This is a genomic window from Candidatus Mycobacterium wuenschmannii (assembly GCF_030252325.1).
Classification (GTDB): Bacteria; Actinomycetota; Actinomycetes; order Mycobacteriales; family Mycobacteriaceae; genus Mycobacterium; species Mycobacterium wuenschmannii.
Genome location: NZ_CP126981.1, coordinates 3,319,672 through 3,338,431, shown reverse-complemented (window position 1 = coordinate 3,338,431; position 18,760 = coordinate 3,319,672). Strand labels below are relative to the sequence as shown.

Genomic DNA, 18,760 nt, shown 5'->3' with positions numbered 1-18,760 from the left:
GGGAGAGCAACATGTTTCAGATGACAAAAGCCCGTCTGGCAGTTTTGGCGGCGGACGAGTCAGGCATGTCCACCGTCGAATACGCCATCGGGACGATCGCCGCCGCTGCCTTCGCGGCGGTGCTCTACAGCGTCGTCACCGGCGACTCGATCGTCTCGGCGCTGACGAACATCATCGCCCGAGCTCTCAACACCAAGGCCTAGCCGACGACGCCGGTGCGACCACCGTGGAGGCGGCGTTCGGCGTCGCTACCTTGGTCACGGTCCTCATGCTGTGTCTGGCCGGCCTTGCCGCGGTCTCGGCACAGGTCCGCTGCATCGACGCCGCGCGGGAGGCGGCCCGGCTGGCGGCGCGCGGCGACGAGCGCACGGCGAGCGTCGCCGCCCGCGGGGTCGCGCCTGCCGGAGCCGGTGTGCACGTGCGCCGCGACGGTGACTTCGTCGTTGCGACGGTCACCGCCGGGTCCACTCTGCTTCGGGCGCTGCACATCTCGGCGACCGCGGTGGCCGCGGTCGAGCCGCAGTGACGAGCGGGGCTCGGTCACCGTTGTCGCCGCGGCAATGGTGGCGGTGCTGCTGGCCGTCACCGTCGGTGGCGCTTACCTGGGCGCAGTCGTCGTGGCCCGGCACCGGGCTCAGTCCGCCGCCGACCTGGCCGCGTTGGCGGGCGCGACCCGTGTGCCGGCCGGTACACCGCAGGCGTGTGCACTGGCCGCCGACGTGGCGCGGGCGATGCGAGCCGGCACCGCCCGCTGCGTGGTCGAAGACCTGGATGTCGTGGTGACAATCGACGCAGGCGTGGGGACGTGGGGCACCGTGCACGCCGCCGCCCGCGCCGGGCCGGGCTAATCGGCCAGGCCCGCGGCGGCGATCTCGGCCCCGGTCGGCAGCCGCACCGACACCAGGCCGGCGAACGTATCATCGTCGAGTTCCACCCGGTTGACGGTCGCATGAATCGGCACCCACCCGCCTTCGTGGGCGGGCAGCCGCAGCACCGCGGAGGCGGCCCCGTCGGCGAACTGGGTGCGCATGGCCGCCCGCTTTGCCTCGTCGTCGGGATGGATCCGTGGACTGTCGGCGGCGATGCGGCGCCAGTCGTAGAACGGGCACGGCGCGTCGAGCCACTTCAGCAGCGTCCAGCTGTGCGGGTCGAACAGCGCCCGGTGCACGCCGGGCTCGGCCAGTCCACGCAGGATCTGCTGGGCGAGCCGATCCGACGGCGTCGGCCGGTCGGCGGGTTCCGCGCGCCAGTTCATGCCCCGGGCGACCAGGTGCTCGCGGCTGTCCGCGCCGTCCTCGACTCCGCTGCGCACCACGAAGCTCACCCGGATGGAATTGCCCTGCCAGTCCCGGCCGTCCCAGGTGTCGCACATCGTGTGACCCGGTTCGAATCCGACTGCCGCCGCCAGTGCCCGCCCCTCGTTGGGTTTGAGCTCTCCGGAGGGCCAGCACTCCGCGAATGCCCGCTCCTGCGGATCGTCCATCTCCACCTTGCGGCCCATGTTGGAAAGGGAGGCAGGAGTGTCGGTCGCGACCCCGAGGGTCATGTCCCACTTCAACGGGCCCGGGATCGGCCGCTCGGGTGGCTCCTGCTCCGGTGGGCCGCTCCAGACGTGCACGCCGTGGATACGGCCGTCCGACATCAGCACCGGTTCGGTCCGGATCACCCGGGCCTTCTTCGGCGTGATGCTGACCAGACCTTTGCTGGTCTGCACCGACTCGGCAATCGCGGACTGGATGGCGGCGCGGCCGGCGGTGCGCTTCAAAAATGTGGCCACCGGAATCAGATCCTGCAGCTGACGGCCTACCGCAACTACGGCCGGTTCCCTGCCCAGCGTCTCCACCAGCACCCAGTCGTCGGTCATAGGTCAGCAGTTTAGCGGCGAGACGGCGATATCCCCTTGCCTCACATCCGAATACGTGTGCGTTTCACTGTGACGAACCTGTGGGTAACCTGACGCGCCGGTGGTGGATTTGCACAGGTTGGCGAGCGAACGGTATTTTGCTGATGCGCCCACGTGCGGAACGCTTTCCGCGTATTTGTTTACCGCCGGGCGCCCGTTTCTTCAGCAGTGCGGAATGCGTTTCATCGCGGCCACTGCGAAGAAATAGCCATATGGGCGTCGACCGTTCGAGGGGTCGGTCGTCATCCGTATGACTGATGTCCACCCGCCAGCGCACCCAGTACCAGGCGCAACACCCCTATCGCTCCGGCCTTGTCCAGTGGATCGTTGCCGTTGCCACACTTGGGCGACTGCACACACGACGGGCATCCCGACGGGCACTCACACGCCTCGATGGCTTTGAGGGTGGCGGACAACCAGGTGTCGGCGCGACGGTAGCCCTGTTCGGCGAAACCGGCTCCACCCGGGTAGCCGTCGTAGACGAATACGGTTGGCAGACCATCGGATTCGGGCCCGATAGCAGTCGACAACCCGCCGATGTCACCGCGGTCGCAACTGGCCACCAGTGGCAGCAGACCGATCGCGGCATGTTCTGCGGCGTGCAGCGATCCGGGTATTTGCAGTGCCCCGATCCCGTTGTCGCCCAGCGCCTCTGGAGTGATGGTGTACATCACCGCCATGGTGTCCAGGGTGTGCGGTGGCAGCACCAACTCGACGAAGTCGATCACCTCGCCGTTGAGTCGCCGGCGGAGGTAGCCCACGATTTGGTTGGTCACGCTGACCGGAACCAGCCCGAATGTGACCGGGCCGAACGTCCGCCGTTCGCCGGGACCGTTGACCGTGATGTCGGTGAGTTCGCGTGCGAACGTGGCGTATCCGGGATCCTCGGCATGCACGAACGCCATACCCTCGTCGAAGTCCAGCGAATCGACGACGTAACTCTCGCCCTGATGTAGGTACACCGCCCCCGGGTGTACTGCAGCGGCCGCCTGGCCCGCGCTCGCGGTCCCGAGCAGTCGCCCGGTCTCACCTTCGACGATCACGATCTGGCCGCCCGTCGGCCCCCGAATGTCCACCGCCGGATGGGGATTCACTCCCAGCGCCGGATAGTACTTGCCCACCCGCCGTCGAAGCAGGCCGTCGTCGACCAGTTCGGCGGCGACGTCCTCGGCGCCCAGCATGCGCACCTCGGCATCGTCGAGCGGCAATTCAGTTGCGGCGCAGAGTAACTGAGGACCGAGGATATAGGGGTTACTCGGATCGATCACGACCCGCTCGATCGGCTTGTCCAGCAACGCCTCCGGGTTGTGCACCAGATAGGTGTCCAGCGGATCGTCGCGGGCGACCAGCACCACCAGCGCACCCTGCCCGCGCCGGCCGGATCGGCCGGCCTGTTGCCAAAACGACGTGACCGTGCCAGGAAAACCGGCCAGCACCACCGCATCCAGGCCAGCTATGTCGATGCCGAGTTCCAACGCATTGGTGGTGGCCAGGCCGCGCAGCTGTCCGTCCAGCAACGCCTGTTCGAGGGCATTGCGGTCCTCGGGCAGATAGCCGGCGCGATACGACGCCACGGTCTCGGCCAGTTGCGGCGCAATGTCTTCCAACCGCGCACGCGTTGCCAGAGCGGTCAATTCGGCACCGCGGCGCGAGCGGACGAACGTCAGCGTGCGCGCGCCCTCGGCGATCAGATCCGCCATCAGGCGCGCCGCTTCACTACCCGCGGATCGTCTAACCGGAGCGCCGTTTTCGCCCGTGAGGTCGGCACGCAGTGCGGGTTCCCACAACGCCACCGTCCGGGCACCCTGCGGTGAGCCGTCGTCGGTGACCTCCTCGACGGGTTGGCCGATGAGTTCGGCGGCGGTCGCACCCGGCGCCGACGTCGTCGCGCTGGCGAAGATCACCGTCGGCGTCAGTGCGGGGTCGGCGGAATAACGGGAGCACAACCGCAGCAGTCGGCGTAGCACCATCGCCACATTCGAGCCGAAAACCCCACGATAGTAATGGCATTCGTCGACCACCACGAAACGCAGATTGCGCAGGAACATCGCCCAGCGGGCGTGGTTGCGCAGCAGGGCCAGATGCACCATGTCGGGGTTGGAGAACACCCAGCGCGAACGCTCGCGGGCCAGGCGCCGTATCTCGGTGGGGCTGTCGCCGTCGTACGCGGTCGGCGCCACGTCGGCCAGTCGTGGGACGGCTGCGGTCAGCGAGTGGGCGGCCCGTAGTTGGTCGTGGCCAAGGGCTTTCGTCGGCGAGATGTACAGCGCGCGGGCGCGCGTATTCATTGCCAATTCATTGAGGATCGGTAACTGGTAGGCCAATGATTTCCCGGATGCGGTGCCAGTACTGATAACAACGTGATGCCCGGCGTGCGCCAGGTCGGCGGCGATGGCCTGATGCGCCCACGGCGAAACGATGCCGCGATCGGTGAACGCGCGCAGCACGTCGGGTTCGACCCATGTCGGCCAAGGCTGTTGGCGACCATGACGTGCCGGCAACTCGGCCACGTGGCGCAGCGGATGCTCGTCCGCGTCGGTGCCCGCGACCGCGGCGGCGAGCAACTCGCTGCCGAACGTCACCACGATTAAGCGCCTCCTGATCCGAACCGGTGAGCCGAAAGTGTGTCCAATAGCCCCTTTCCGACCGGGGGTTTCGGCGTCGCTCTTGAATTGTTTACCTCGTGGTAGCTCAAAAGCGATTCTGAGGCTGTTGCTGTGGCGATGAACATGGTTGACTGATTGCGGTCGCAGCTTCTGTGTTCGTGTCACACTTTCGCAGGATCGACGTTGCGCCCGCGGTTCCTGCGTTGTAGGTCGGGTGAAGTTCCGGCGACTCAGCAAGGTCTAGCGGTCGGAACGGGCCCGGAGCATCGAGGTGATGCTTCGCACCCGAGTAGTAAAGGAACAATCGAGAAATGCCACAGGGAACTGTGAAGTGGTTCAACGCGGAAAAGGGATTCGGCTTCATCGCCCCCGAAGACGGTTCGGCCGACGTGTTCGTCCACTACACGGAGATCCAGGGAAGCGGCTTCCGCACCCTCGAGGAGAACCAGCGAGTCGAGTTCGAGGTCGGCCAGAGCCCCAAGGGTCCCCAGGCCACCGGCGTCCGCGCCGTCTGAGCAACTGTTAACGACAACCCCCCGCACGATTCGGAATCACCGGACTCGGACGGGGGGTTTTCGCTGCTTGCTCCATCGCTTGCTTGTGCGGCGCCCCGCACGCGATGGCCTGTGTTGCCGTCCGGATCCGATGGACCGACTCCTCCTCACGCCGCGTCGCGGCGCGCATCGTCGTCGGTCGACCGCTTAATGTCGTTGTCGTGAGCCAGCTGTCGTTCTTCTCGGCCGAGTCGGTGCCCCCCGCGGTCACCGATCTCACCGGGGTGCTCGCGGCGGCCGGCCAGATCGTCACCGCCGGTAGCGGCGCGCGGCTGTCGGTGGTCGTCGACCAAGCCTGGCGCGCGGAAGCGCTCGGGCAGATGATCGACGACGCTGGGTTGACGGCCGAGATCACCCAGACCGACGAACACACGCCGCTGGTGCGCACCGAGGTGGACAGCCGGCTGCGGCCGATGGCCGGCGAATGGACCCGGGGGGCGGTCAAGACCGTTCCCCCGCTGTGGTTGCCCGGGCCGCGAGAATTGCGCGCCTGGATCCTTGCCGCCGGCAGCCCCGAAGCCGACCGCTACCTATTAGGACTCGACCCGCACGCGCCGGACACCCATTCGCCGCTGGCGTCGGCGCTGATGCGGGTCGGGATCGCGCCGACCCTGATCGGCACCCGCGGAGCCCGGCCCGCCCTGCGGATCAGCGGCCGTCGGCGGCTATCGCGCCTGGTAGAGAACGTTGGGGAACCGCCGGACGTCGCCGAGGCATTGCCTTTCTGGCCGCACGTCTAGCGTCAATTGGACGACCCGCACACGGGGGGTCGGTTTGCGTCGGCCCATCTCGGGTGCCACATTGTCAGGTGTCTGCAGGCCGCAAGGCACCGTAGATTGACGCTGGCTGATCGCGGAAATACCCATCCGCGGGGCCGGTGGGGGCCGAATAAGTAGTGAAAGCGAGCGTAAACAACGGTGGCAGATAGCGGCGGGAATGGCGCCACACGGCGACTCGTCATTGTCGAGTCGCCCACCAAAGCGCGCAAATTGGCCGGCTATCTGGGCGCGAACTACATCGTCGAGTCCTCCCGCGGTCACATTCGTGACCTGCCCCGGGCGGCGGCCGACGTGCCCGCGAAGTACAAGTCCGAGCCCTGGGCACGCCTCGGGGTCAACGTCGACGCCGACTTCGAGCCGCTCTACATCATCAGCCCAGACAAGAAGAGCACGGTCACCGAGCTCAAAGGCCTGCTCAAAGACGTCGACGAGCTCTACCTGGCCACGGATGGTGACCGCGAGGGCGAGGCGATCGCCTGGCACCTGCTCGAGACCCTCAAACCGCGCGTCCCGATCAAGCGGATGGTCTTCCACGAGATCACCGAGCAGGCGATCCTGGACGCCGCCGCAAATCCGCGTGACCTCGACATCGACCTCGTCGACGCCCAAGAGACCCGCCGCATCCTGGACCGGTTGTACGGCTACGAGGTCAGCCCGGTGTTGTGGAAGAAGGTGGCGCCCAAGCTGTCCGCGGGCCGGGTCCAGTCGGTGGCCACCCGCATCATCGTGCAGCGCGAACGTGACCGGATGGCGTTCCGCAGCGCGGCCTACTGGGACGTGGTTGCCGAGCTAGATGCCAGCGTCTCCGACCCGAAGGCGTCGCCGCCGCGCTTCAACGCCCGGCTGACCTCGGTCGACGGCCTGCGGGTCGCGACCGGCCGCGACTTCGACTCCCTCGGCGCGGTGCGCAAGCCCGACGAGGTGACCGTCCTCGACGAGGCCGGCGCCGTGTCGCTGGCCACCGGCCTGCGCGGGCAGCAGCTGACCGTCGGCTCGGTCGAGGAAAAGCCCTACACCCGTCGCCCGTATCCGCCGTTCATGACGTCGACGCTGCAGCAGGAGGCCGGCCGCAAGCTGCGGTTCTCCGCGGAGCGCACGATGAGCCTCGCCCAGCGGCTGTACGAGAACGGCTACATCACCTACATGCGCACCGACTCGACCACGCTGTCGCAGTCGGCGATCAACGCGGCCCGTACACAGGCCCGGCAGCTCTACGGCGAGGAGTACGTCCACCCGTCTGCTCGGCAGTACACCCGCAGGGTGAAGAACGCGCAGGAGGCCCACGAGGCCATCCGGCCGGCCGGTGAAACGTTCGCCACTCCCGACGGGTTGCGGCGCGAGCTGGACAACGACGAGTTCCGGCTCTACGAGCTGATCTGGCAGCGCACGGTCGCGTCGCAGATGGCCGACGCCCGCGGGACCACGCTGAGCCTGCGGATCAACGGCGAGTCGGGCGATCGTCAGGTGCAGTTCAGCGCCAGCGGCCGGACCATCACGTTCGCCGGATTCCTCAAGGCCTACGTCGAGACCGTCGACGAACTCGCCGGAGGCGAGGCCGACGACGCCGAGAGCCGGTTGCCGCAGCTGACCCAGGGGCAACGGGTCGACGCCAGCGAGCTGACCCCGGACGGCCACTCCACCAATCCGCCGGCCCGCTACACCGAGGCCTCCCTGATCAAGGCACTCGAAGAGCTCGGCATCGGCCGGCCGTCGACGTATTCGTCGATCATCAAGACCATCCAGGACCGCGGCTATGTCCACAAGAAGGGCAGCGCGCTGGTCCCGTCGTGGGTCGCGTTCGCCGTGATCGGTTTGCTGGAGCAGCATTTCGGCCGGCTCGTCGACTACGGCTTCACCGCCGCGATGGAAGACGAACTCGACGCGATCGCATCCGGCACCGAGCGACGCACCAACTGGCTCAACAACTTCTACTTCGGCGGCGAGCACGGTGTCGACGACTCGATCGCGCGATCGGGCGGGCTGAAGAAGCTGGTCGGCGTCAACCTCGAAGGCATTGACGCACGAGAAGTCAACTCCATCAAGCTTTTTGACGACGCCGAGGGCCGCACGGTCAACGTGCGCGTCGGACGCAACGGGCCCTATCTCGAGCGGATGGTGACGGGTGACGACGGCGAGCTCACGCCGCAGCGGGCCAATCTGCACGACTCGCTGACTCCCGACGAGCTCACGCTGGAGGTCGCCGAAGAGCTGTTCTCGACGCCGCAGGAAGGCCGCTCGCTGGGCGTCGACCCGGAGTCCGGGCACGAGATCGTCGCCAAGGACGGCCGCTACGGTCCCTACGTCACCGAGGTGCTGCCCAAGCCGGACGACGACGACGGCGCCGCGGGCCAGCCGGCGAAGAAGGGCAAGAAGCCGACCGGGCCCAAGCCGCGCACCGGGTCGCTGCTGCGCAGCATGGACCTGCAGACCGTGACGCTCGAGGACGCCCTCAAGCTGCTCTCGCTGCCGCGGGTGGTCGGCATCGACCCGGAGTCCAAGGAGGAGATCACCTCGCAGAACGGCCGCTACGGGCCGTATCTGAAGAAGGGCACCGACTCTCGGTCGCTGGCCACCGAAGATCAGATCTTCTCGGTGACGCTGGAAGAGGCGCTGAAGCTCTACGCCGAGCCGAAGCGGCGTGGCCGCCAGGGTGCGGCGGCACCGCCGCTGCGCGAACTCGGCACCGATGCTGCCTCGGGCAAGCCGATGGTGATCAAGGACGGCCGGTTCGGCCCCTACGTCACCGACGGCGAGACCAACGCGAGCCTGCGCAAGGGCGACGACGTGCTGTCGATCACCGACGCGCGGGCGTCCGAGTTGCTGGCCGATCGGCGCGCCCGTGGACCGGTGAAGAAGACCGCCAAGAAAGCCGCCGCCAAGAAGTCTCCGGCCAAGAAAGCCGCCAAGAAGACGACGGCGAAGAAGGCGGCAAAGCGCAGCTAGAGCGCATTTTCAGGTATCGATTCGATAACCTGGAAAAATAATGGGTGATTCTCAGCCAGTTCTCAGCTACAGTATCCCTACACACGTCGTGAAATCGTCAGACGTCCGCTAGGGAGAATCATGCGACCCGCCGTCCGGTATGGCATCACCGCTGGTGTTGCTATCGGTGGCATCAGCGTCCTGATCGCCGCCCCATCGTCGCCGCCGTTGCGCGATGTCGAGGTGCCGGCGATGCAACTCTCGAACAACTCCCACGACAACCCCGACGCCAATGGCCCATCGTTCGCTGACCTGCTGCAGACCATGGGCGGCGTCGAAACCCCGGTCGTCGTCCAGAACATCACCGAGTACGACGGAGTTCTGGAGGGCGGTCAGCCGGCCGACATCCCGGGCCTCAGCGACCTGCTCAACCTGGGCAACGACCCGGCCGGAGCCAACGACCCGCAGGGCAAGAATTTCATCGAGATCGGGCCGTTGCTGCCCAGCGATCTGACGCTCACTCCGCCTGCCGGACGCTAGCCGCTCAATTCGTTCGAAATCTCTTCCGCCGCCGCGAGATTCAGTGGTCGGGCCAGCTGTGTCGGCGCGGTGCGCCCGCGCAGGGCGACCACCTCGGCCACGTCCCAGCACAGCGCTTCGGCGTCCAGTGCGCCGCTGACCGCGACCGCCGAGGCCAGCACGTGGCCGTCCTCGAGCTTGGCCAACTCGGTCAGCCGCGCCGCCTCGTTGACCGGGTCGCCGATCACCGTGTACTCGAAGCGGGCCAGCGCGCCGATGTGCCCGGCGATTGCGCGGCCGGACGACACCCCGATGCCGAACTCGGCGGAGCCGATCACCGGCAGCAGTTCGTCGTGCAATTCGCGGGCCGCCGCGAGCGCCCCACCCGAGGCGTCCGGGTGCTCGATCGGCGCCCCGAAGATTGCCAGCGCCGCGTCGCCCTGGAACTTGTTGACGAAGCCGCCGTGCCGCCCGACGGTGTCGACCACCACCCGGAAGAACTCGTTGAGCATGCTGACCACCTCGGCGGGCGGCCTGGTCGACGCCAGCTTGGTCGAGCCGACCAGGTCGACGAACAGCACCGCGACGTCGCGCTCCTGGCCGCCGAGTTCGGTGCCGCGTTCCAGGGCCCGACGGGCCACATCCTCGCCGACGTAGCGGCCGAACAGGTCGCGCAACCGCTGCCGCTCGGACAGGTCGCGGACCATGTCGTTGAAGCCGGCCTGCAGCAGGCCGAGTTCGCTGGCGTCGTAGATCTGCATGTGCGCGTTGTAGTTACCCCGCTGCACTTCGCCGAGGGCCCAACGCAATTGGCGCAGCGGGTCGGCGATCGACATCGCCACCAGCAGCGTGCTGGCCAGGCCGATGCCCAGCGCGAGCAACGCCAGCAGCAGCACCGGGTTCAGCAGCTTCTCCGGCGGCCCGTGCAGAAACGCCGCTTTGTCACCGACGACGGCCAGCACGATCGCCAGCAGCGGCACCCCGGTGGACAGCGCCCAGGCCAGCATCTGGCGTCCGATCACCCCGGACGCCCGGATGTTCTCCGGCAGCCCGCCGCGCAGGGCGGCGACGGCGACCGGGCGCAGTACCCGCTCGGACTGCAGGTAGCCGATGATGGCGGTGGCGGTGGCGCCCAGGCCGGTGGCGACCGCCACTACCGGTGCGGCGTGGTGGGCTACCGGCCAACTGGCGACGATGAACACCACCCCACCGATCAGCCACGACGCCAGGTTGATGATCGTGCGGTGGAACGGCGTGCGCAGCGCGCGGCTGCGGGCCAGTTCGGTGGCCGCCGGGTCGGTGTCGGCCAGCAGCGAATCGCGGCGCTGCCAGCGAAACACGGGTATCAGGAGTCGGGCGCTGATCGCGGTGCCGATGGCGAACAGGACCACGATCGAGCCGACGAAGGTGGCAAGGTTCATGGCCGGGAGCTTCTGCAGCTCGATCCGGTCTTCCGGGGGTAGGCCGTAGCGCAGGAAGCCGAGCACCAACAACGCGCCGATGATGTCGGCCTGCAGCTGGCTCAGCGTGAACACCGGCCATGGCGTGCGCACGAACCACTGAACGAATCCCTGGATTCGTTCGGGAAGTGCCCCTGCCATCCTCACCCGCCCACCGTATCGGTCGGCGGGGACCAAGAAGTAGCCAAAACGGCAGCAAGCGCTGGCCGATCGTGTGAGCTGGTCGGCGGCGGCCACTAGTCTTGCCGGTGATGTCACGGGTATTTGCGCGGTTGGTCGGGCAGGAGTCAGTGGAGGCCGAGCTGGTGGCCGCGGCTGCCGCCGCCCGCGGTGATTCCACTCACAGCGCCGCGATGACGCACGCCTGGCTGATCACCGGCCCGCCCGGCTCAGGGCGCTCGGTGGCCGCGCTGTGTTTCGCGGCGGCCCTGCAGTGCACAACCGAGGGATTACCCGGTTGCGGCGAGTGCCGGTCCTGCACGACGACCATGGCCGGCACCCATGGCGACGTGCGCCGCGTCATCCCCGAGGGGCTGTCGATCGGCGTCGACGAGATGCGGTCGATCGTCCAGGTCGCCTCGCGCCGGCCCAGCACCGGGCGCTGGCAGATCGTGGTGGTCGAAGACGCCGACCGTCTCACCGAGGGGGCGGCGAACGCCCTGCTCAAGGTCGTCGAGGAGCCGCCGCCGTCCACGGTGTTCCTGCTGTGTGCGCCGTCGGTGGACCCCGAGGACATCGCGATCACGCTGCGGTCCCGCTGCCGGCACGTCGCGCTGGTGACGCCGCCGCCGGAGGCCATCGCGCAGGTGCTGATCGACAGCGACGGGCTGTCGGCCGAGACGGCGTCGTGGGCGGCGTCGGTCAGCGGCGGCCATGTCGGGCGGGCCCGGCGGCTGGCGACCGATCCGGACGCCCGCGAGCGCCGGCTGCGGGCGCTGGGGTTGGCTCGTGACGCGGCGACCCGCTCGAAGGCCTTCGCGGCGGCCGAGGCGCTGGTGTCGGCCGCAGAGTCGGAGGCGGCGGTGTTGACGGCCGATCGCGACGAGGCCGAGACCGAGGAGCTGCGGACCGCGCTGGGGGCGGGCGGCACCGGCAAGGGCGCAGCGGGCGCGTTGCGTGGATCCGCCGGTGCACTGAAAGACCTTGAGCGACGGCAGAAGTCGCGACAGACCCGGGCGTCTCGGGACGCGCTGGATCGGGCGCTGATGGACCTGGCGACCTACTTCCGCGACGCGCTGCTGATTGCCGCGAGTGCACCCGCGCCACGGGCCAACCACCCCGACATGGCCGAGCAGATCTCGTCGATGGCCGCCCACGTCCCGGCCGACAGGTTGCTGCGTTGCATCGAGTCGGTGCTGGAGTGCCGCGAGGCGTTGGCGATCAACGTCAAGCCGAAGTTCGCCGTCGACGCGATGGTCGCCACGATCGGTCAGGCGCTGCGCGACTAGCCGCGTCGGCCGTTTTGGGCGCGCAACTGGGCCTGCCGTAGACTCGTCCCGCCCGTCGGGGCACGCCACCTTAGCTCAGTCGGTAGAGCAGCTCACTCGTAATGAGCAGGTCAGGAGTTCGATTCTCCTAGGTGGCTCCACGATCGAAACCTCACTGCGGCAGCACATAGCCCACCGGCCCGGCCGCGATGCAGACGCTCAGCGCCGCCGTGTTGGCCCGCACCCGGACTGCGTTGCCCGCGCCGGGCAGTCGCACGAAAACCCGGTTGAGGCCGGGATGCACCGGGACCCGGGTGCTGACTCCGTCCGATAGCGTCATGGTCAGCGATCCGTCGCTGTTGGCCAGGTAGTTGACCTCGGCGGCCCAGTCGGTCGGCAGCAGCGGGCCGTCGAGGCCGATCTCGATCGGGTGGTCGGGCTGCACCAGGTAGCCGCACTGCGGCACGGGGCCCGGCCGCATCGCCCGCACCCAGGTGACCTGCGCGTCGACCAGCCGTCCGGCTCCGTCCAGCATGCGCAATTGCGTTGTCGTCGAGCCGAATTCGGGTCGATCTCGCACCAGCGCGAAAAGGTGGCTGGCCAGGTTGCTCGGCCAGGCGACGCGGCCGAGCACCAGCGGATCGACCTCCTGGTCCAGCAGCGGTGTGCTCGATGCGGCATGCGCGGCGGCCAGGTCGCGCCGGGCGTTCTGCACCCAGGGCTGCGCGGGGTTGTCGCGCCAGGACGTCAGGAACGTCGCCGTCGAGTACAGGCTGCTCGCCACGAACGCCACGGCGACCCCGGTCGTAATGACGTTGCGCGCCAACGAAATATCCAGCCAGCGCGATGACGGGCGATTGGGTGCGCACAACGCGACCGCCGTCAACAGCGCCAGAACCACCACGAGGTCGGGCAGGTAGCGCAGGGTCTGCGCCAACTCCAGCGCGGTGAACCGCGATGAACGCATCAGATAGATCGGCACCTGACAGGCGGCGACGTAGCCGATGGCGGTCAGCCACACCGGTCCGATCCGCTGCTTGCGAGCTATCGACACCGCCAGCACCGCGGCCAGCACCAGCCAACCGAGCACCATCGCCGACGCCGGCGGAGTCGCCCACGGTGAGGCCGGCGCCCACCGGCCCCACTCCCATGGACCACCGGCCAGTCCTGGGACGATGCCGTGGGTGATGCTGCGGCGCAACAGATCCCACGTCATCGTCAGATCCGAGCTCCAGCGGTGCTGGTTGACCACCGTCAGATAGACCCCGATCCACGCGGCGGTCAGGCCCAGCGACACCGTCCACAACCGCACGCCGCCGCGCCACGCCGTCGCGAGCGACGCGTGATCGCCCCGCACGTGGCAGAGCAACGCGACCACCGCGAACGCGACGAACGGAATCACCGCCGCTTTCTCGAAGAACAGCAGTCCACCCGCGTAGACGAGCGCTCCGGTGAGTGCATACCGGCGATTGCCGGTGCGAATCAACAGGATCGCGTCGGCGCACACCCAGGCCAGCGCGGCCAGCATCGGCAACGAGTTCAGCGCCGCCGCCCACCAGCCGAACCCCGGCACCCCCAGCGGAGTGAACAGCGCGAAAGTCAACGGCGGCAGCAGCACCGGCCGCCAGCCCAGGATCACCCGCAGCGCGCGCAGCAGCGCCAGCGAGGCCAGCAGTTGCAGCACCACCAGGCTGACGGCCGGCCCGATCCAGTTCAGCGGCGCCAGCCGCGTGATGGATCCGGAGATCAGAAATGCGGCGGGCATCACGTGGCCGTCGTGGTCATCGAACAGAAACTCTCGCGACAGCAGCCCATGGGTTCCCGCCCGGCTGACCAGAATGAAGTCGTCCCAGTAGAAGTAGCCGCGAAACGCGAGCACCCCCCGGACCACCAGCTGGACGGCGATGAGCGCCGCGGCCACCAGCGCCACCGTCGGGAGCCGGCCGGCCCGTCGGTATGGTGAGCCGGTGCGCGCACTGGTCACCGGGGCTGCCGGGTTCATCGGGTCGACGCTAGTCGACCGGTTGCTGAGCGACGGTCACACCGTCGCCGGCCTGGATAACTTCGCCTCCGGGCGGGCCACCAACATCGAGCACCTGGCCGACACGGCCGAGTTCAGCTTCGTCGAGGCCGACATCGTCACCGCCGACCTACGGGCTATCTTCGAGCAGCACCGCCCGGAGGTGGTGTTTCACCTCGCCGCGCAGATCGACGTGCGGCACTCGGTGGCCGACCCGCAGTTCGACTCCTCGGTGAACGTGATCGGCACCGTGCGGATCGCCGAAGCGGCGCGGCAGACCGGGGTGCGCAAGGTGGTTCACACGTCCTCGGGTGGCTCGATCTACGGGACGCCGCCGACGTACCCGACCAGCGAGGCCGTCCCGACCGACCCGGCGTCGCCGTACGCCGCGGGCAAGGTGGCCGGCGAGATCTACCTCAACACGTTCCGCCACCTGTACGGCCTGGAGTGTTCCCATATCGCGCCGGCGAATGTCTATGGGCCGCGCCAGGATCCGCACGGCGAGGCCGGCGTGGTGGCGATCTTCGCCCAGGCTTTGCTGTCCGGCAAGCCGACCAAGGTGTTCGGCGACGGCTCCAATACCCGCGATTACGTCTTCGTCGACGACGTGGTGGACGCGTTCGTCAAAGCCTCCGGCCCGGACGGTGGTGGGCAGCGCTTCAACGTCGGCACCGGCGTGGAAACCTCTGACCGCCAACTGCATTCGGCCGTGGCCAAGGCGGTCGGTGCACCCGACGAGCCGGAGTTCCACCCGCCGCGGCTCGGCGACCTCAAGCGATCCTGCCTCGATATCAGCTTGGCTGCAAGCGTTTTGGGTTGGCGCCCGCAGGTCGAGATCAACGACGGTGTGGCTCGTACGGTGGAGTACTTCCGGGACACCCACGGGGCATAGCTACGGCCGCGGTGTCGACAGCGTCGGGGCCGGGCCCCACTCCTCCGGTCCGCCGTGGTGCTTGTGCTTGTGACCGCCGACCGCGCTGATGATCACGACGAGGGCAATCAACGAGGCGACGACGGCCAGCGGTAGCCACAACCACCATTTGCGGCGGGCCGGTTGCGGCGGCGGCGGTGTCCACACGGGCGCGTTCGGGCCGCCGCCACCCTGGTAGGTGTTCCACCACACCGCGTAGTCGTGTGCCTGCTGCGCCTGTAGACGCAGATTCTTGCGGGCACTCGCGTTCTGCGACAGCGAGATTGGGTTCCACAGCAACGACCCGATGCTCCACCAGCCCACCAGTAGGCAGTACTGCTGAGCCGCGTTGATCGCGGCCTCGCACTGCGCGTAGGTGCCGGTGGTGGTGAAACGCTGATTCAGCCAGAAGATCAATGCCCCGGTGTGCTTGGTGGTGCGCACCTGAAAGATCGGCTCCGCCGGCGGCGGCGGATAGCTCGGCTGCTGCTGAGGCTGCGACAATTCTGCTCCCGAGGATTCAGTGTCGGAAAAGCCTAACTGCCGTGCCGCAGAGGGCCACGCACCAATTCTGACCGTCGATCACGGCCAGCGCTTGTAACAGCCGTCCTCGTCGCCGAGCACCCCACTGCGGAACGCGTTCACCCGCGCGAACACCGATGCCGCCGATTGACCGTTGACGTCGCCGGCGACCTGACCGTTGGTCAGGATGCCCGATACCGCCTCGTCGAGATCGCCGCCGCTCAACGCGATGCTGACGCCACTCGAAATCTTCACGGGCTTGGCGAGTTTCGTGGTGAACACCCCGGTCAGGCACGCCGTGCGCAGGCCGGTGTTGGTGTTGTCCAGTGGCAGCGTCCCGTGCTGCTTCTCCGCCGCGAGCAGGTATCGCGATGCCAGCACCGAGAACGCGCTGTAGTCACCGAACAGCGGACCCGCACCCTGGAACGGGCCGCCGCGGGCCAGACTCGTGCCCATCAGCGTCAGGGCGGGCATGTCGACGGTGATGGTGTTGGTGGCTGGGCAATACGACGCCGTCGGGTTGGGCCGGGCGTCGGGGCAGAAGGCCGGATCGAAGCTGAGCTGCGGTGGTGGGGCGAGCGGGAACAGCTTGCCCAACACCTCGACCATGGTCTTCGCCGAGTCCGGGCTGATCAGGAATTCGCCGGTCTCACCCTCTTGGACGAACTCCTTGGGCAGATTGCCGCGCCGTTGCTCGATCTCTTTCTCGTCGATCCCCGCGCATGCGGGCACCCCGCCGTCGAACCCGAACTGGAAGGCCGTCACGCGCTCGAAGGCCGAGCCGTGCACCTGCCGGCGCTTCTGTCGTTCCGAAATCGCCGATGTGACAAGCGAATCGCTGATGCCGATCATCACCGAAAGCAGTTTGGTCAGGCCGTCGCCGGTGCTCAGCGTGAAGCGCTTGGATTTGCCGTCGGCGACCCAGCGCATGTAGACCCCGGCGTAGCAATCGGCCTGCTGTTCACCCACCGTGGCGGACGCCTTGTCCTTGATGTCGAGGCCGGCCATCCGCTGGACCGCGTGCCCGTACTCGTGGGCCAGCACAACCACCACGCCCATGTCGCCGCCGGTGCGGCGCTGCTCGGGCAGCAGCACGCCGCGATCCCAGCCGATGGTGTTGTAGGAGTTGGTGCACTCACCCGGCGGGCTGGGCCGGTCGTCGGGGCAGTTGGTGCCCTTGATCGGGCAGTAGAACGCGTTCGGAACGCCATGGGTGTCGCTGGCGCAGAACATGCCGTTCTTGTAGCGGGAGTCGTAGGAGAACAGGTCGTTGACGGGAGCGAACTTGCCGTCCAACGGTTTTGCGTAGGCCCCGGTCCAGAACTGCTCGACGTCCGACACGGCCAGCGCCGCCAAGTTGTCGATCTCGCCGCCGTCTCCGTCGGTCACTGTCCGGGTCGGCGGCGGGGCGTCGGGCCGCAATCCGGAGAACCCGTTCTCGACGGGCTTGTCCGCCACCTTCGACGGGTTGGGCTGCGTCAGGGTCGGCGGGGCCACGTGCGGTGGCGGGAAAGGCTTCGAGCAAGCCAGCACCAGCGTCAGGACGCCGGCCATGACGACGGCGGTGCGTAGGACTCGGGTCACCGGGCTACCTCCACGGGGTTCGGGGAAACGGTCGCGCATCATTTCGACGGGGTGAGCCCGACCAGAATGGAGTCGGCGCTGGACAGGTGTTGCTCCGCGGTGCGCGAATGAGACCAGAAGTCGTTGAGTTTGGCGTCGTCGTCGGTGTTGAAATACTCCGTGCAGGACTCTGACGCGCTGTCGAAGTTGTCGATGGCCTGCTGAACCTCGGCCGTGAGGTTCGGGTTCGGCGTCGGCATCACTTCGCGCAGGGCCTCGTTGGCGTCATGCAGGCGGCCGCAACTCTGCTTCAGCTTGTCGTCGTCGATCCGGCCGCGGGCCGCGATGACGGCGTACGCGTCGCTTTCCGCCTTGTGGATCGCCTCGACGTGTGGCGCCGCCCGGGACAGCCAATCGGCGAGGTCGGTCTGGCTGCTCGCTGTCGCCACCGGGGCAGGGGCGAGCAGCGCCACGACTGTTGACCAAGCGGCGATCGAGAAACGTTGCATCGCAGTGCCTTTCGGGTATGAGCGGCTAGCGGGAGTCGGGTTTTTGGGCGTTGTCCAGCGCGATCGAGCGCGCCAGCCGGGTGTAGCGCACCTCGAGATCCTTGAACCGCAGATAGGTGCTCAGCGTGCTGAAACTGAACGCGACGATCAGTGCGTAGAGCATCAGGTCGGTGCCGCGGGCTACCCCCAGCCAGTGCGCCACCACCGTCGTGTCGTTGGGCCGCAGCACCGCATACACACCGGCCAGCACGAACAGCACGAAGCCGACCTTGACCCAGGCCTGCGACTGGACACTGCGTCGCGACCGCAGTAGGTAAACCAGCAACGCGATGATCGAGGCGATCAGCAGGCCCTGAATCCAGTTCATCGCGGCATCCTCCCTCGCAGAAACCCGTCGACGATGATGTTGACCCCGTTGAGCAGCGGTTGGCCTTTGGCCGAGGAGTACTCGGTGTAGAGCACCTCGACCGGTTGTTCGGCTACCCGCCAACGGTTTTCGTCGATCAGCATGACGAATTCGGTGGCGTGGCTCATGCCGTTGAGGGTGATGTCGAGCCGGTCGGCGACGGTCTTGTTGAACACCCGCAGCCCGTTGTTGGTGTCAGTCAGGCCCAGTCGGCGGCCGCGCGGGCTCAGCCGCGTGGCGGTTTGCAGCACAACGCGTTTCAGCAACGGAGGCCGGCTGACCCCGGGCCCGAAGCGGGTGCCTATGACGATGTCGGCGGACTCGGTCGCCAGCCTGTCGATCATCGCGAGCACGTCGCTGACGCGGTGCTGCCCGTCGGCGTCGAAGGTGGCGAAAATCCGCGCGTCGGGCTGACTGCGGGCGTACTCGACGCCGGTCTGGATGGCGGCACCCTGACCGAGGTTCACCGGGTGGCGCACCAGATGTGCCCCGGCCCGCAGCGCGAGGTCGCCGGTGTCGTCGGCGCTGCCGTCGTCCACGCACACCACGTTGCCGAACACCGACCGCAGTTCTGCGATCACGTCGCCGATGACGCCCGCTTCGTTGAAGGCGGGCACCACGATCCAGACGTCGCGCGTTTCTGCGGGCATATCAAGCCCA

General features: G+C 67.9%; 18 protein-coding genes and 1 tRNA gene. 10 read left to right on the top strand and 9 right to left on the bottom strand.

The window, feature by feature from the left end; translation table 11 throughout:
• The first annotated feature begins 11 nt into the window (after positions 1-11).
• The 3 genes from PT015_RS15995 to PT015_RS15985 are packed head-to-tail and all read left to right on the top strand — an operon-like array spanning position 12 to position 848.
• A complete protein-coding gene (locus PT015_RS15995; protein ID WP_285185706.1) occupies positions 12-203 on the top strand; it encodes a DUF4244 domain-containing protein in 192 nt (63 codons plus the stop codon).
• 23 nt (positions 204-226) lie between these two features.
• Positions 227-526: a TadE family type IV pilus minor pilin gene (locus PT015_RS15990; protein ID WP_285185703.1), complete on the top strand. Its 300-nt coding sequence runs from the start codon at positions 227-229 to the stop codon at positions 524-526.
• Between the two features lie 34 nt (positions 527-560).
• Positions 561-848: an Rv3654c family TadE-like protein gene (locus tag PT015_RS15985; protein ID WP_285185702.1), complete on the top strand. Its 288-nt coding sequence runs from the start codon at positions 561-563 to the stop codon at positions 846-848.
• On the opposite strand, the gene PT015_RS15980 is transcribed toward PT015_RS15985, so the two are convergent.
• A complete protein-coding gene (locus PT015_RS15980) occupies positions 845-1,864 on the bottom strand; it encodes a PAS domain-containing protein (protein ID WP_285185701.1) in 1,020 nt (339 codons plus the stop codon). The genes PT015_RS15985 and PT015_RS15980 overlap by 4 nt on opposite strands.
• Positions 1,865-2,145: 281 nt before the next feature.
• Positions 2,146-4,488, bottom strand: coding sequence for a DEAD/DEAH box helicase (locus PT015_RS15975; protein WP_285185699.1), 2,343 nt, complete (start codon positions 4,486-4,488; stop codon positions 2,146-2,148).
• Positions 4,489-4,820: 332 nt separating this feature from the next.
• On the opposite strand from PT015_RS15975, the gene PT015_RS15970 reads away from it, so the two are divergent.
• The 4 genes from PT015_RS15970 (at position 4,821) to PT015_RS15955 (ending at position 9,304) form a co-directional block, all read left to right on the top strand.
• The gene (locus PT015_RS15970; RefSeq protein WP_005138711.1) at positions 4,821-5,024 is read left to right on the top strand and encodes a cold-shock protein; all 204 of its coding nucleotides are present in this window, start codon (positions 4,821-4,823) and stop codon (positions 5,022-5,024) included.
• Between the two features lie 200 nt (positions 5,025-5,224).
• Positions 5,225-5,803, top strand: a complete 579-nt coding sequence (locus PT015_RS15965; RefSeq protein WP_285185675.1) for a hypothetical protein — start codon at positions 5,225-5,227, stop codon at positions 5,801-5,803.
• 177 nt (positions 5,804-5,980) lie between these two features.
• Positions 5,981-8,785 carry a type I DNA topoisomerase gene (gene topA, locus PT015_RS15960; protein ID WP_285185674.1) on the top strand — a complete coding sequence of 935 codons (2,805 nt, stop codon included), beginning with the start codon at positions 5,981-5,983 and terminating at the stop codon, positions 8,783-8,785.
• Between the two features lie 120 nt (positions 8,786-8,905).
• Positions 8,906-9,304, top strand: a complete 399-nt coding sequence (locus tag PT015_RS15955; protein ID WP_285185672.1) for a hypothetical protein — start codon at positions 8,906-8,908, stop codon at positions 9,302-9,304.
• Here PT015_RS15955 and PT015_RS15950 read toward each other — a convergent pair.
• On the bottom strand, positions 9,301-10,884 hold the full coding sequence (locus PT015_RS15950) for an adenylate/guanylate cyclase domain-containing protein (RefSeq protein WP_285191137.1): 1,584 nt from the start codon (positions 10,882-10,884) through the stop codon (positions 9,301-9,303). The two genes, PT015_RS15955 and PT015_RS15950, sit on opposite strands and share 4 nt — an antisense overlap.
• Positions 10,885-10,994: 110 nt before the next feature.
• On the opposite strand from PT015_RS15950, the gene PT015_RS15945 reads away from it, so the two are divergent.
• Both PT015_RS15945 and PT015_RS15940 read left to right on the top strand, forming a co-directional pair.
• Positions 10,995-12,191, top strand: coding sequence for a DNA polymerase III subunit delta' (locus PT015_RS15945; RefSeq protein ID WP_285185671.1), 1,197 nt, complete (start codon positions 10,995-10,997; stop codon positions 12,189-12,191).
• A 64-nt stretch (positions 12,192-12,255) separates the two neighbouring features.
• Positions 12,256-12,331: transfer RNA gene (locus PT015_RS15940), tRNA-Thr, on the top strand.
• An 11-nt stretch (positions 12,332-12,342) separates the two neighbouring features.
• Here the strand turns inward: PT015_RS15940 and PT015_RS15935 are convergent.
• Complete coding sequence (locus PT015_RS15935) at positions 12,343-14,172, bottom strand: hypothetical protein (RefSeq protein WP_285185670.1); 1,830 nt, start codon at positions 14,170-14,172, stop codon at positions 12,343-12,345.
• On the opposite strand from PT015_RS15935, the gene PT015_RS15930 reads away from it, so the two are divergent.
• A complete protein-coding gene (locus tag PT015_RS15930; protein ID WP_285185669.1) occupies positions 14,138-15,082 on the top strand; it encodes an NAD-dependent epimerase/dehydratase family protein in 945 nt (314 codons plus the stop codon). The genes PT015_RS15935 and PT015_RS15930 overlap by 35 nt on opposite strands.
• Here the strand turns inward: PT015_RS15930 and PT015_RS15925 are convergent, their stop codons facing one another.
• The 5 genes from PT015_RS15925 to PT015_RS15905 form a co-directional block, all read right to left on the bottom strand.
• Positions 15,083-15,604: a hypothetical protein gene (locus PT015_RS15925; protein ID WP_285185668.1), complete on the bottom strand. Its 522-nt coding sequence runs from the start codon at positions 15,602-15,604 to the stop codon at positions 15,083-15,085.
• 78 nt (positions 15,605-15,682) lie between these two features.
• The gene (locus tag PT015_RS15920) at positions 15,683-17,206 is read right to left on the bottom strand and encodes a neutral zinc metallopeptidase (RefSeq protein ID WP_285185667.1); all 1,524 of its coding nucleotides are present in this window, start codon (positions 17,204-17,206) and stop codon (positions 15,683-15,685) included.
• A 38-nt stretch (positions 17,207-17,244) separates the two neighbouring features.
• The gene (locus tag PT015_RS15915) at positions 17,245-17,694 is read right to left on the bottom strand and encodes a hypothetical protein (RefSeq protein WP_285185666.1); all 450 of its coding nucleotides are present in this window, start codon (positions 17,692-17,694) and stop codon (positions 17,245-17,247) included.
• 25 nt (positions 17,695-17,719) lie between these two features.
• Positions 17,720-18,061, bottom strand: coding sequence for a DUF2304 domain-containing protein (locus PT015_RS15910; RefSeq protein WP_285185665.1), 342 nt, complete (start codon positions 18,059-18,061; stop codon positions 17,720-17,722).
• Positions 18,058-18,750, bottom strand: coding sequence for a glycosyltransferase family 2 protein (locus PT015_RS15905; RefSeq protein ID WP_285185663.1), 693 nt, complete (start codon positions 18,748-18,750; stop codon positions 18,058-18,060). The genes PT015_RS15910 and PT015_RS15905 overlap by 4 nt, the downstream gene beginning before the upstream one ends.
• Positions 18,751-18,760 lie beyond the last annotated feature (10 nt).

Coding starts and splice junctions, on each gene's coding strand:
- PT015_RS15980 (WP_285185701.1), bottom strand. CDS start 1,864: ATGACCGACGACTGGGTGCTGGTGGAGACGCTGGGCAGGGAACCGGCC.
- PT015_RS15945 (WP_285185671.1), top strand. CDS start 10,995: ATGTCACGGGTATTTGCGCGGTTGGTCGGGCAGGAGTCAGTGGAGGCC.
- PT015_RS15970 (WP_005138711.1), top strand. CDS start 4,821: ATGCCACAGGGAACTGTGAAGTGGTTCAACGCGGAAAAGGGATTCGGC.
- PT015_RS15995 (WP_285185706.1), top strand. CDS start 12: ATGTTTCAGATGACAAAAGCCCGTCTGGCAGTTTTGGCGGCGGACGAG.
- PT015_RS15915 (WP_285185666.1), bottom strand. CDS start 17,694: ATGCAACGTTTCTCGATCGCCGCTTGGTCAACAGTCGTGGCGCTGCTC.
- PT015_RS15985 (WP_285185702.1), top strand. CDS start 561: ATGGTGGCGGTGCTGCTGGCCGTCACCGTCGGTGGCGCTTACCTGGGC.
- PT015_RS15950 (WP_285191137.1), bottom strand. CDS start 10,884: ATGGCAGGGGCACTTCCCGAACGAATCCAGGGATTCGTTCAGTGGTTC.
- PT015_RS15935 (WP_285185670.1), bottom strand. CDS start 14,172: ATGAACCCGGCAGCCCCGGTGACCAGTGCGCGCACCGGCTCACCATAC.
- PT015_RS15905 (WP_285185663.1), bottom strand. CDS start 18,750: ATGCCCGCAGAAACGCGCGACGTCTGGATCGTGGTGCCCGCCTTCAAC.
- PT015_RS15910 (WP_285185665.1), bottom strand. CDS start 18,061: ATGAACTGGATTCAGGGCCTGCTGATCGCCTCGATCATCGCGTTGCTG.
- PT015_RS15955 (WP_285185672.1), top strand. CDS start 8,906: ATGCGACCCGCCGTCCGGTATGGCATCACCGCTGGTGTTGCTATCGGT.